Source organism: Micromonospora sp. CA-269861 (genome assembly GCF_050948505.1).
Lineage (GTDB): Bacteria > Actinomycetota > Actinomycetes > Mycobacteriales > Micromonosporaceae > Micromonospora.
The window spans coordinates 3,859,760-3,872,194 of the sequence record NZ_CP192014.1 but is presented as its reverse complement, the minus strand read 5'-3'; the positions used below and the strand labels follow the sequence as shown (position 1 = coordinate 3,872,194).

8 protein-coding genes are annotated in these 12,435 nt (G+C 69.3%); 7 read left to right on the top strand and 1 reads right to left on the bottom strand.

The features are described 5' to 3' along the window. Positions 1-15 precede the first annotated feature (15 nt). Complete coding sequence (locus ACQP0U_RS17925) at positions 16-1,053, bottom strand: LacI family DNA-binding transcriptional regulator (protein WP_433308469.1); 1,038 nt, start codon at positions 1,051-1,053, stop codon at positions 16-18. Between the two features lie 318 nt (positions 1,054-1,371). Between ACQP0U_RS17925 and ACQP0U_RS17920 the strand changes: the two genes are divergently transcribed. From ACQP0U_RS17920 to ACQP0U_RS17890, 7 genes are all read left to right on the top strand, one after another. Next, positions 1,372-3,747 (top strand): glycoside hydrolase family 3 N-terminal domain-containing protein, encoded by a 2,376-nt coding sequence (locus tag ACQP0U_RS17920; RefSeq protein ID WP_433308467.1) that lies wholly within the window; start codon positions 1,372-1,374, stop codon positions 3,745-3,747. A 10-nt stretch (positions 3,748-3,757) separates the two neighbouring features. Further along, positions 3,758-4,747 (top strand): ABC transporter permease, encoded by a 990-nt coding sequence (locus ACQP0U_RS17915; RefSeq protein WP_433308465.1) that lies wholly within the window; start codon positions 3,758-3,760, stop codon positions 4,745-4,747. Next, positions 4,744-5,652 (top strand): carbohydrate ABC transporter permease, encoded by a 909-nt coding sequence (locus ACQP0U_RS17910; RefSeq protein ID WP_433308463.1) that lies wholly within the window; start codon positions 4,744-4,746, stop codon positions 5,650-5,652. Before ACQP0U_RS17915 ends, ACQP0U_RS17910 begins: the two co-directional genes overlap by 4 nt. A 56-nt stretch (positions 5,653-5,708) precedes the next feature. Then, on the top strand, positions 5,709-7,346 hold the full coding sequence (locus ACQP0U_RS17905; protein ID WP_433308461.1) for an ABC transporter substrate-binding protein: 1,638 nt from the start codon (positions 5,709-5,711) through the stop codon (positions 7,344-7,346). Between the two features lie 88 nt (positions 7,347-7,434). Then, positions 7,435-8,124: a DUF624 domain-containing protein gene (locus ACQP0U_RS17900; RefSeq protein ID WP_433308459.1), complete on the top strand. Its 690-nt coding sequence runs from the start codon at positions 7,435-7,437 to the stop codon at positions 8,122-8,124. After that, positions 8,121-10,154, top strand: a complete 2,034-nt coding sequence (locus tag ACQP0U_RS17895) for a beta-galactosidase (RefSeq protein ID WP_433308457.1) — start codon at positions 8,121-8,123, stop codon at positions 10,152-10,154. Before ACQP0U_RS17900 ends, ACQP0U_RS17895 begins: the two co-directional genes overlap by 4 nt. Further along, positions 10,151-12,289: an alpha-glucuronidase gene (locus ACQP0U_RS17890; RefSeq protein WP_433308455.1), complete on the top strand. Its 2,139-nt coding sequence runs from the start codon at positions 10,151-10,153 to the stop codon at positions 12,287-12,289. Before ACQP0U_RS17895 ends, ACQP0U_RS17890 begins: the two co-directional genes overlap by 4 nt. Positions 12,290-12,435: the final 146 nt, after the last annotated feature.

Here is a 12,435-nt window from a genome sequence, read left to right as displayed (position 1 = left end):
CTCGCAGGGGCCGGGTCAGTGCGGGTTGGCGGGCGGAGCGGTGCTCTCCCGGACGACCAGCTCGGTCACCAGGTCGATCCGGCTGGTCGCCGGCTCGTTGCCCCTGGTCAGGTCGAGCAACATCTGGGTGGCGATGCCGGCCATGTCACGCAACGGCTGGTTGATCGTGGTGAGGGCCGGGTCGGTCCAGGCGGAGACCGGCAGGTTGTCGTACCCGATCACTGAAAGGTCCTCGGGCACCCGCAGGCCACACTGGCGTGCGGCCCGGAGCACCCCCATGGCCTGGATGTCCGACCCGGCGAAGATCGCCGTGGGTCGGTCCGGCCGCTGGAGCAGTTGCAGTCCGTGGGCGTGCCCCGCTCCGGCGGAGAAACTGCCGTAGCGGATCAGCTCGCGGTCGACGGCGATCCCGGCTTCGTCGTGGGCCGACTGGAAGCCGGCGGCGCGGGCGCGGCTGCACAGCACGTCGGGTGGCCCGGAGATGATGGCGATCCGGCGGTGCCCCAGCTCCAGCAGGTGCCGGGCGGCGAGTAGGCCGCCGTTCCAGTTGTTCGACCCGACGGTGGGCACGGAGGCCGAGGTCGCGCTGTCGGTGTCGACGACGACGAACGGTATGCCCTGCCGGCGCAGGTGCTGCTGTTGGGCCTCGGCGAGGTGGGAGAGGACGAACACCACGCCCAGGGGACGGTCGGCGAGTAACGCCTCCAGCCAGCGTGCCGGCGGGCGGTGCGCGCCGTCGAGCTGGGCGACCGGCAGCCCGATGCCGGCAGCGGAGGTCACCGCCTCGACGCCCCGCAGGATCTCCATCGCCCAGCCCGTGTCGAACTCGTGGAACACGAGATCCACCCGGCCGCCGCTGGTCGCGTGTCGCCGGGCACGGCGCTGGTACTGGTGGCGATCGAGACTCGCTTCCACGCGGGCTCTGGTGCCGGGGGCGACATCGCCGCGTCCGTTGAGGACCTTGGACACGGTCGCGACCGAGACGCCGACATCGTTGGCGATGGTCGCGATGGTGGTGGAGGCGGGTGGGTCGAGCGGGCGGTGCTCTGTCATCGCAGCCTCATACAACATCCGAAAGTTTCGGCGACCTTAACACGATGAGACGTTCACGCCAGCCGGTGTCGCAGTCGGCTTGCCCATTCGCGGGTCCCCGGGCGGCTCATCGGCGACCGAGCGCTGATTGTGGAGTCACCGTGTGCAGGAAACACCCCCTGGCAGTCCGATTGAGACTCTTGACAGGCATCGATGGGGCACTTAGGTTGCCGAAAAGGTTACGCAGGTTTCCGGAAAGTTTCGGATCGTGAGAAACGTCCGCCACGGAGCTGGTTCCACGAGGGCACGGGGATGTGGCCGGAGCTAAGGGGTCATGGCATGAGAAGTCAGTCGCTCGGGGACGGCGGCGTCGCGCCGTGGCGTGATCAGCGGCTGTCGCCGATTGAGCGGGCCGAGGCGCTCCTGCCATTGATGTCGCTCGAAGAGAAGATCGCCCAGCTCGTCGGGGTCTGGGTCGGTGCCGAGGCCAGCGGCGAGGGCGTCGCACCGCACCAATCGGACATGATCCGCGAGTTGCCGCAGTGGAGCGCCGTCATCCAGCACGGGTTGGGCCAGCTCACCCGCCCGTTCGGCACCGCACCGGTCGACCCGGTGCTCGGTGCCCGGTCGCTGGCGGCCTCGCAGGCGCAGATCGTGGCCGCCAGTCGGTTCGGCATCCCGGCGCAGGTGCACGAGGAGTGCCTCACCGGGTTCGCGGCGTATCGGGCCACCGTCTACCCGACGCCGCTCAGCTGGGGCGCGTCCTTCGACCCCGACCTGGTGGAGGCGATGGCCGACCGGATCGGGCAGTCGATGCGCGCCGCCGGAGTGCACCAGGGTCTCGCCCCGGTCCTGGATGTCACCCGGGACTACCGCTGGGGCCGTACCGAGGAGACGATCGGCGAGGACCCCTACCTGGTCGGGACGACAGGTGCCGCGTACGTGCGGGGCCTGGAGCGGGCCGGCGTGGTGGCCACGCTGAAGCACTTCGCCGGCTACTCCGCCTCCAGGGGCGGACGCAACCTCGCGCCGGTGCCGATGGGCCGCCGCGAACTGGCCGATGTCATCCTCCCGCCGTTCGAGATGGCGCTGCGCCTCGGCGGCGCCCGCTCGGTGATGAACTCCTACGCCGAGATCGACGGCCTGCCCGTCGCGGCCGACCGTGGGCTGCTGACCGGGCTGTTGCGCGACGTGTGGGGCTTCACCGGCACCGTGGTGGCCGACTACTTCGCCGTACGGTTCCTGCAGACCCTGCACGGAGTCGCCGGGGACGCCGCCGACGCGGCCCGGCTCGCCCTGCGGGCCGGGATCGACGTCGAACTGCCCACTGTGGACGCCTTCGGCGAACCGCTGGTGGAGGCGGCGCGCCGCGGCGAGGTCGACGAGGCGTTGATCGACTGCGCGCTGCGTCGGGTGCTGATCCAGAAGATCGAGGTCGGCCTGCTCGACGAGGGCTGGCAGACGCTGCCCGACGACGTGGCGTCCCTGCGCTTCGACGACGAGGCCAGCCAGGACATCGCCGTACGCCTGGCCCGGGAGTCCGTCGTCGTACTGCGCAACACCGGCGTCCTGCCGCTGCCCGTGGGCAGCCGGGTCGCCCTGGTCGGCCCGGCCGCCGACGACCCGATGGCCATGCTCGGCTGCTACTCGTTCCCCAACCACGTGGGCGTCCACCACAGCGAATTCGGGCTCGGCCTGGACATCCCCTCACTGCGCGACGAGTTGGCCCGACGCGTCCCGATGCTCACCCACGAGCCGGGGTGCGCCATCACCGGCGAGGACACCTCGGGGATCGCGGCCGCGGTCGCCGCGGCCGCCGCCGCCGACCTGTGCGTGCTGGCCGTCGGCGACCGGGCGGGAATGTTCGGCCGGGGCACCTCCGGTGAGGGCTGCGATGCCGTCGACCTGCGACTACCCGGCGTGCAGGCCGACCTCGTCCGGGCTGTCCTCGCCACCGGCACGCCAGTCGTCCTGGTGTTGATGACCGGCCGCCCCTACGCGCTCGGCCCGGAGTTCGACGGCGCGGCGGCCGTGGTGCAGGCGTTCTTCCTCGGTCAGCTCGGCGGGCAGGCGCTCGCCGAAGTGCTCACCGGCGCGGTGAACCCCTCCGGGCGGCTGCCGGTGAGTGTTCCCCGCGACGCCGGCGGCATGCCGAGCACCTACCTCGCACCACCGCTCGGTCAGCGCAACAAGGTCTCCTCGATCGACCCGACCCCGGCGTACCCGTTCGGCCACGGCCTGAGCTACACCGCCTTCGAGTGGTCCGACGCGACGGTGGTCGAGCCGGCGGACGAGACGCGCGACGCACCGGCGAGGTGGCCGGTAGACGGCGAGGTGCGGGTCCGGATCACCGTCGCCAACACCGGCGAGCGGGCCGGCACCGAGGTCGTGCAGCTCTACCTGCACGATCCGGTCGCGCAGACCACCCGTCCGGTGGTCCGGCTGATCGGCTACGCCCGACTGCCGCTGGCGCCCGGCGAGGCGGCGCACGTGACGTTCGGCGTACCGGCCGACGTCGCGTCGTTCACCGGGCTGTCCGGCCGGCGGATCGTCGAGCCCGGCGACGTCGAGCTGCGGTTCGGCCGGTCGAGTGGCGATGTGGCGGCGGCCCTGCCGCTGCGGCTGGTCGGCACCGAGCGCCAGGTCGGTTACGACCGGGAACTGCTCACCTCGGTGCGGGTCGAGCCCCTCGTGGCTGTTCGACAGTCGGCATAGGAGGTCGAGGATGACATCCACCCTGCGCCCTCCACCGCCGGCGCCGCCGCGTTCTCCGCAGGAGCCGCACAGCCCTGCCCCGCGCTCACCCCGGCGCGGTCGCAGCTGGCGGCAGGCACTGCGCCGGGACTGGCAGCTCTACTCCCTCGCCATCCTGCCGCTGCTGTTCTTCCTGGTCTTCCGGTACCTGCCGATGCTCGGCAACATCATCGCCTTCCGCCGGTTCAAGCCGGGCGGCAGCATCTTCGGTGAGTACTGGGTCGGGCTGCGCTACTTCCGGATGTTCCTCACCGACCCGACGTTCTGGGAGGTGTTCACCAACACCCTGGTACTCGGGACGCTGACCCTGCTGTTCTGTTTCCCGCTGCCGATCGTGCTGGCGCTGATGCTCAACGAGGTCCGGGCCCGCCGCTTCAAGCGGTTCGTCCAGTCGGTGTCCTACCTGCCGCACTTCCTGTCGATCGTGATCGTGGCGGCGATGGTCATGCAGTTGACCTCGATCGACGGCACGGCCAACCAACTCGTCAACCTGTTCGGTGGCGACCCGGTGGCGTTCCTGCAGAAACCTGAGTGGTTCCGCACCATCTACGTCTCGTCCGAGGTCTGGCAGACCGTCGGGTGGGGCACGATCCTCTACCTCGCGGCTCTCACCACCATCGACGAGGACCTGTACGAGGCCGCCCGGATCGACGGCGCCAGCCGACTGCGGCAGACCTGGCACGTCACGTTGCCCGGCATCCGTCCGACGATGGTGACCCTGCTGATCCTCAACATCGGCAGCTTCCTGGCGGTCGGGTTCGAGAAGATCCTGCTGCTCTACAACCCGTTGACGTACCCGACCGCCGACGTGGTCTCCACCTATCTGTTCCGGATGGGCTTCCAGTCGAGCAACTTCAGCTACGCGGCCGCCATCGGCCTCTTCGAGGCGGTGATCGGGCTGATCCTCGTCCTGTCGGCGAACGTCATCTCCCGTCGCACGGTGGGGACGAGCCTGTGGTGACCCTCGGTACGAAGATCGACGCCCCGAAGACGCGCGGGCCGGTGGACAGCCGGGGTTACCGGATCTTCCGGGTGGTCAACACGGTCGTCCTGCTCGGCGTCGTGGTCGTGACGCTGTACCCGTTCCTCAACATCGTGGCCCGCTCGCTCAGCGAAGAGGCGTACATCATCGCCGGCAAGGTGAGCGTCGTCCCGCGCGGGTTCGACCTGACCGCGTACAAGCTGCTGATGTCGGACGCGATGTTCTGGACGAACTACCGCAACACGGTGGTGTACACGGTGGTCGCCACTCTCATCTCGATCGTGCTGACCACGTGTTACGCGTACGTCCTGTCGAAGCCGCAGCTCAAGGGGCGCCCACTACTCATCGGTGTCGCGCTGTTCACCATGTTCTTCTCCGGCGGCCTGATTCCCAACTACGTTCTGGTCACCAGCCTGGGGATGAAGAACACCATCTGGGCCGTGGTGATCCCCAATGCCATCAGCGTGTTCAACCTGCTGGTCATGAAGGCGTTCTTCGAGAGTCTGCCGAGCGAGTTGGAGGAGGCCGCGGCCGTCGACGGGCTGAACACGTACGGCATCCTGCTGCGGATCGTGCTGCCGCTGTCGAAGGCGATCATCGCCACGATGGTGCTGTTCTACGCCGTCTCCTTCTGGAACTCGTGGTTCACCGCGTTCCTCTACATCGACCAGCAGGATCTGCTGCCGGTCACCGTCTACCTCCGCAACCTCATCGCGGGCGCCACGAGCGCCGAGTCGGCTGCGGCCGACGCCGACAAGGTCCAGGCGGCGGCCACCCTCCAGGCCGTGACGATCGTGCTCACCACCCTGCCGATCCTGGCGATCTACCCCTTCGTCCAGCGGTACTTCGTCCGCGGCGTGATGCTCGGCGCGGTCAAGGGATGACGCCGGCGCCGCACCGCTTCCCCTTCGAATCCCCACCACCACCGAAAGGACGAGCCATGCTCCACAAGACGTGGCGCCGCGTGGCGTTAGCCACCGCGGGTCTGCTTGCGCTCTCCCTCGCCACCGCCTGTTCCGAGGACCCAGGTGAGTCGACCGACCTCTCCGAGAACCGGGTCGGCGCGATGGCCAACTACGGCGTCGGTGACCAGTTCAAGGCCACCGAGGCGCTCTCGTTCTCCACCCTCTACAACAACCACACGTTCTACCCGCTCAAGGAAGACTGGCTGTTCTGGTCCGAGCTCACCAAGCGGACCAACGTCAAGATCGATCCGGTGGCCGTGCCGCTGAGCGACTACGAGCAGAAGCGCAGCCTGCTGATCGGTGCCGGAGACGCTCCGCTGATCATCCCGAAGACGTACCACCCGCAGGAGAACGCGTTCGTGTCCTCCGGGGCGATCCTCCCGGTGAGCGACTACCTGGACCTGATGCCCAACCTCAAGGACAAGATCGCCAAGTGGAACCTCAAGCCGGAGATCGACAACCTGCGGCAGTCCGACGGTAAGTTCTACCTGCTTCCCGGCGTCCACGAGAAGCCCACACAGGACTACACGGTGCTGGTGCGCACCGACATCATGCAGGAGCTCAACCTGGCCGTGCCGAAAACCTGGGACGAGCTGTACACGGTGCTCAAGGCCATGAAGGCGAAGTACCCGAACGTCTACCCGTACTCCGACCTCTTCAGCAAGCCCAACCCAACGGGCGCCCTGCTGAACATCCTCGGCTCGGCGCACGGCACCCAGGCGGGCTGGGACTACCAGCACGCCACCTGGGACTCGGCGGCGAAGAAGTTCAACTACACCGGCGGGTCCGAGCAGTACAAGCAGATGCTCACCTACCTGCACAAGCTCGTCGCCGAGGGGCTGCTCGACCCGGAGAGCTTCACCCAGACCGACGACCAGGCACGCCAAAAGCTCGCCAACGGCAAGTCCTTCGTGGTCACCGGCAACGCGCAGACCCTTGTCAACAACCACCGGCCCGACCTGGCCAAGACCCTGCCGAACGCCAAGATGGCCAAGATCCCGCTGCCGGTCGGCCCGGCCGGTGAGGTCAACCCGTTCCCCCGGCTGGAGAACGGAATCATGATCTCCACGAAGGCCCGCGAGAGCAAGAACTTCGTGGCCATGATGCAGTTCATCGACTGGTTGTGGTATTCGGACGCCGGCCTGGAGTTCGCCCGCTGGGGCATCGAGGGCACCACCTTCACCAAGGACGCGTCCGGGAAGCGCTCGCTCAATCCCGGCGTCGACTTCCTCGGCCTCAACCCGAAGGCGCCCAAGCACCTGCAGAAGGACTTCGGCTTCCAGAACGGCGTCTTCGCCTACGGCGGAGCCCCCGACCTGGTCCGTGGGTTCTTCTCACCGGAGGAGCTGGAGTTCCAGAAGGTGATGGACGCCCGCAAGCCGAGGGTGGTGGCCCCGCCCGCTCCGTTGAGCGACGAGGAGCGCGAGCAGGTGTCGCTCTGGGAGACCCCCTTGAAGGACTTCGTCACCCAGAACACGCTGAAGTTCGCCCTGGGCCAGCGCCCGCTCAGCGAGTGGGACGCGTACGTGGCCGAGCTGAAGGCCAAGAACTCGGACCAGTACATCGACCTGGTCAACAAGGCGTACGAGCGGTTCCAGAAGAACAACGGCTGATCAGCGGGGATCCGGTCGGGCGCCCTGTCGCGGCCCGACCGGACACCCCGCGACCACGGGTCAGCTACGTCGACCGGAGGGAGCGACAGTGGGGGGCGCGGCCCAGACCTGGCGACAGTTCGGCGACGGCCCACTGTCGCGGATCACCTCGCGCGTCTACATCCTGCTCGTGGTCGAACTGCTCCTGCTGCTCACCACAGTGCCCGCCCTGCTCCCGCTGCTGTTGCTGGGCCGCGACCCCAGCAACCTGCCGCTGGTCGCGCTCTTCCTGGTACCGGTCGGCCCGGCGATTTCCGCGGCCCTGTACGCAGTGCGCCACCAACGAACCGACCTGACCGACCTGCGGCCGGCCGCCCTGTTCTGGCGTGGCTACCGGGCGAACGTGTTCGGCGTGCTGCGCATCTGGGTGCCGACACTGCTGTGGTTGACAGTGCTCGCCGTGAACCTCGCCTACCGGGGCGCGGTCGGCCTGGCGAGCTGGTGGGCGGTGCCGCTGGTGCTGATCGGAGTGGGCGTGACACTCGGCGCGGCCAACGCCCTGGTGATCACCTCGCTGTTCGACTTCCGCACCCGCGACGTGCTCCGGCTGGCGGTGCACTTCCTCGTGCGTACGCCCGGTGTTCCCGTCGGCAACGCCCTCCTGCTGGCCGCGGCGGCCGGGATCACCGCGGTCTTCTCCGAGGCGGTGCTGATGCTGTTCGCGTCGGTCGCGGTGCTGGCGTTCCTGCGCATCAGCGATCCGATGATCCACCTGATCCGGAAGGAGTTTGTCGCATGAGCCTGCCCCTCAGCGCCAAGGTGCCCTTCGGGGGCGACTACAACCCGGAACAGTGGCCCGAGGACGTGTGGAAGCAGGATTACCGTCTCTTCGACACCGCACGGATCGACCTGGTCACCCTCGGCGTGTTCGACTGGGCGCTCACCCAACCCGCCGAGGACACCTACGACTTCGCGCTGCTGGACAGGATCGTCGAGCGGGCCAGCGCCGAAGGCCGCGGAATCTGTCTGGCCACCGGCACCGGGGCCCACCCGCCGTGGTTGGCGAAGGCGTACCCCGAGGTGACCCGGACCGACTTCGAGGGCCGCAAGCACCGGTTCGGTCAGCGGCACAACTCCTGCCCCAGCTCGCCGGTCTTCCGCCGGCTCTCGACCGAGCTGGCCCGCCGGGTCGCCCGCCGCTACGCCGACACCCCGGCGGTGCTCGCGTGGCACGTCGGCAACGAGTACGGCGGCGCCTGCTACTGCGCGCTGTGCGCGGCCGGCTTCCGGAACTGGCTGCGCCACCGCTACGGCACGCTCGACGAGCTGAACGAGGCCTGGTACACCACCTTCTGGTCGCACACCTTCACCCACTGGGACGAGATCGAGCCGCCGTCGGCGCTGACCGAGCACTGGCGCGGCCCGGACCACACCGCGTTCCAGGGCATCACACTGGACTACCTGCGGTTCACCTCCGACGCGATGCTCACCAACTTCCGCGACGAGAAGGCCGCCATCCGGGAGTCCAGCCCGACGCTGCCGGTGACCACGAACTTCATGGGCATGTACCGGCCGATCGACTACCATCGCTGGGCCCCTCACCTGGACTTCGTCTCCTGGGACAACTACCCGCCCGACGACGGGTCGGCGGCCCGGATGGCACTGACCCACGACCTGATGCGCGGGCTCAAGGACGGCCAGCCGTTCTGGTTGATGGAACAGACCCCGAGCTTCACCGCGTGCCGCGACGTCAACCCGTTGAAGCGCCCCGGTCTCATGCGTCTGTGGAGTTGGCAGGCCGTGGCACACGGTGCCGACGCGGTGCTCTTTTTCCAACTGCGGGCCTCCCGCGGGGCGAGCGAGAAGTACCACGGAGCGGTCATCGGCCATGCCGGGCGCTCCGACACACGGGTGTTCCGGGAGGTCGCCGAGCTGGGCGCCGAACTGGAACGGCTCGGCGACGCGTCACTGGGCGCGCGGACCCCGGCCCGGGTGGCGCTGCTGTTCGACTGGGACAGTTGGTGGGCGTTGGAGTTGTCCGACGGCCCGTCCCGACTGGTCCGCTACCAGCAGGTCGTGCTCGCGTACCACCGGGCGCTCTGGGACGCCGGTGTGGATCTGGACGTCGTCGCGGTGACCGCCGACCTGTCCCGCTACGACGTGGTCGTCGCCCCGGCCCTGCACCTGCTCAAGGGTGACCTGCCCGAGCGCCTGGAGGCGGTGGCGACGCGCGGCGGGTCGGTACTGTCCACCTACCTGTCCGGCCGGGTGGACGAGAACGACCAGGCGTTCCTGATGGACGTGCCGGGTCCGCTCGGGCAGCTCATGGGTGTCCGGGTCGACGAGTGGGACGCGCGCGGCCCGGAGGTGGTCAATCCGGTGCGTCTCGGCGACGGCGCGGACCAGGTCGACGTGGGCGCGCGGCTGCTGTTCGAGCTGGTGATCCCGCAGGGCGCGCAGGTGATCGGCACCTACCAGGCCGACTTCTACGCGGGCACCCCGGCGGTGACCCGCAACTCCTTCGGCGCGGGCGACGGCTGGTATGTGGCCGCCGGGCTGGACCAGGCCGGGGTGTCCTGGGTGGTGCGGCAGGTGCTCGCCCGGCACGACCTGCTCGGGCCCTACCCGGACGTACCGGACCTGGAAGCCGCCGTGCGGGTGGCGGCGGACGGGTCCCGGCTGCTGTTTCTGCTCAACCACCGTGCCGAGCCGGTCGAGGTGACCGCCCGGACCGGCGGCGTCGACCTGCTCACCGGCGACCGTACGGTGGCCGGCGCTGCCCTGCGGCTGCCGGCGTACGGAGTTGTCGTGCTGGAGGAGGACCTGTGAACGCCGAAGAGTCCGTGGAGTTGGAGCAGCTGATGTTCGTCGAGGAGCCGACGGATGGTGACGAGCCGCGCGTCCATCCGGCTTGGCTGCCACCGGAGGCGTTCCGGTCGCTCGGCGCACGTCGCATCCTCCTGCACGGTGAGGGATTACTCGTCGACACCGTCCTCAACGAGGTCTCGCGTGCCTGCGCGCGTTACGGAGGCCGGGTGTGGCATTCCCCGTCCTGGGACGTCGACGTCGACCTGGTGCTCGCCCTGCGCGACGCCGGTGAGCTGCCCAACCCGGCGGTGGAGGCGGCGCGCGCCGCCGGAGAGGCGGCGCTTGTCGAGCTGGGCGACGGCAGGACGCTCGGCGACGAGGGTTTCGTGTTGGCGCGGGCCGGAGACGTGACGGCGGTGCTGGCCGACGCGCCCGCCGGCCTGCTGTACGGGCTCTTCCACGTGGTCCGGCTCTGCGCGGCGGCCTTCGACCCGGCCCGCCCCCCGGAGTGGCACCGGCCGGCACTGCGCCGGCGAATGCTGAACCACTGGGACAACGTGGCGGTGCACCCGGTGATGGGCCAGGTCGAACGGGGGTACGCGGGCGGCTCGATCTTCTGGCAGGACGGCCGTCCGCGCGGCGACCTGGCCCGGGTGCGGGAGTACGGGCGGCTGCTGGCGTCCTGCGGGGTCAACGCGATCTCGGTGAACAACGTCAACGTGGCGCGCACGGAGGCGCTGCTGCTCACCGACCGGCTCGGCGACGTGGCCGAGATCGCGGACGTGTTGCGCCCGTACGGCATCCGGGTGCACCTGTCGGTCAGCTTCGCGGCGCCGGTGGTCCTCGGTGGCCTGCCGACCGCCGACCCTCTCGACGAGACCGTGCGGGTCTGGTGGGCCGCGACCACCCGGCGCGTGTACGACCGCATCCCGGACTTCGGCGGTTATCTGGTGAAGGCCGACTCGGAGGGGCAACCCGGCCCGTTCACGTACGGCCGTGACCACGCCGACGGGGCGAACCTCCTGGCCGAGGCGCTCGCCCCGCACGGGGGAGTGGTGCACTGGCGGGCGTTCGTCTACAACCACCGCCAGGACTGGCGGGACCGGTCCACCGACCGGGCTCGGGCCGCGTACGACCGCTTCACCCCGCTCGACGGGCGGTTCCGCACCAACGTGGTCGTCCAGGTGAAGTTCGGCCCGGTGGACTTCCAGACACGTGAGCCGGTCTCACCGGTGCTCGCCGCGATGCCGGGGACCCGGTTGGCGGTGGAGTTGCAGGTCACCCAGGAGTACACGGGCCAGCAGCGACACGTGTGCCACCTCGGCCCGTGGTGGAGTGAGGTGCTGCGCTTCGCCCCCTGGGGGCCGGGCGGGCGGACGATCGCCGACGTGGTCACGGGAGAGGCGGCAGCGGGTGGCGGGATGGTCGCCGTCGCCAACGTCGGCGACGATCCCTTCTGGACCGGGCATCCGTTGGCGCAGGCGAACCTGTACACGTTCGGCAGGCTGGCCTGGGACCCTCGGCAGGACCCGACGGAGATCCTGGACGAGTGGATCACGCTGACCTTTCCGCCGTCGGCGACCGCCGACGCGGAGCTGGTGCGGCGGACACTGCACGAGATCATGGACGACTCGTGGCGCACCTATGAGCGCTACACCGCCCCGCTGGGCGTCGGCTTCATGGTCAACCCCGGCGACCACTACGGTCCCGGCGTCGACGGGTACGAGTACACCAGGTGGGGCACCTACCACTTCGCCGACCGCGACGGTGTCGGCGTCGACCGTAGCCGCGCGTCGGGCACCGGCTTCACCGGCCAGTACCCGCCGTACTGGGCCCAGGTGTACGAGTCACCCGAGAGCTGCCCCGACGAGCTGCTGCTCTTCTTCCACCACGTGCCGTACGGGCATGTGCTGCACAGCGGCTCGACAGTCATCCAGCACATCTACGACACCCACTTCGCGGGGGTGGAGGAGGTGACGGCGATGCGGCGGAGGTGGCAGACGTTGAACGGCATGATCGACCCGAGCGTGTACGAGCGGGTCGCCGAACGCCTTGAGGAGCAGGTGCGCTGCGCCACGGAGTGGCGCGACCAGATCAACACGTACTTCTTCCGCAAGTCCGGGGTGCCGGACGAGCGAGGGCGGGACATCTACTGAGTGGCGGCGAGGGCGGCCCGGCCGTCCGGTCGGGCCGCCCCTCACGCCGTGCTCACCAGAGGTCTGGCAGGTTCCGAAAACGTCCCGATAATTTCTCGGGACCCATCGCCGCCAGCGATACCCGTTGACGCCCATCACTGCGCAGG

What these genes read in the sequence shown, in the direction of transcription:
- ACQP0U_RS17925 (WP_433308469.1), bottom strand. Translation starts at nt 1,053, where the DNA reads ATGACAGAGCACCGCCCGCTCGACCCACCCGCCTCCACCACCATCGCG.
- ACQP0U_RS17920 (WP_433308467.1), top strand. Translation starts at nt 1,372, where the DNA reads ATGAGAAGTCAGTCGCTCGGGGACGGCGGCGTCGCGCCGTGGCGTGAT.
- ACQP0U_RS17915 (WP_433308465.1), top strand. Translation starts at nt 3,758, where the DNA reads ATGACATCCACCCTGCGCCCTCCACCGCCGGCGCCGCCGCGTTCTCCG.
- ACQP0U_RS17905 (WP_433308461.1), top strand. Translation starts at nt 5,709, where the DNA reads ATGCTCCACAAGACGTGGCGCCGCGTGGCGTTAGCCACCGCGGGTCTG.
- ACQP0U_RS17895 (WP_433308457.1), top strand. Translation starts at nt 8,121, where the DNA reads ATGAGCCTGCCCCTCAGCGCCAAGGTGCCCTTCGGGGGCGACTACAAC.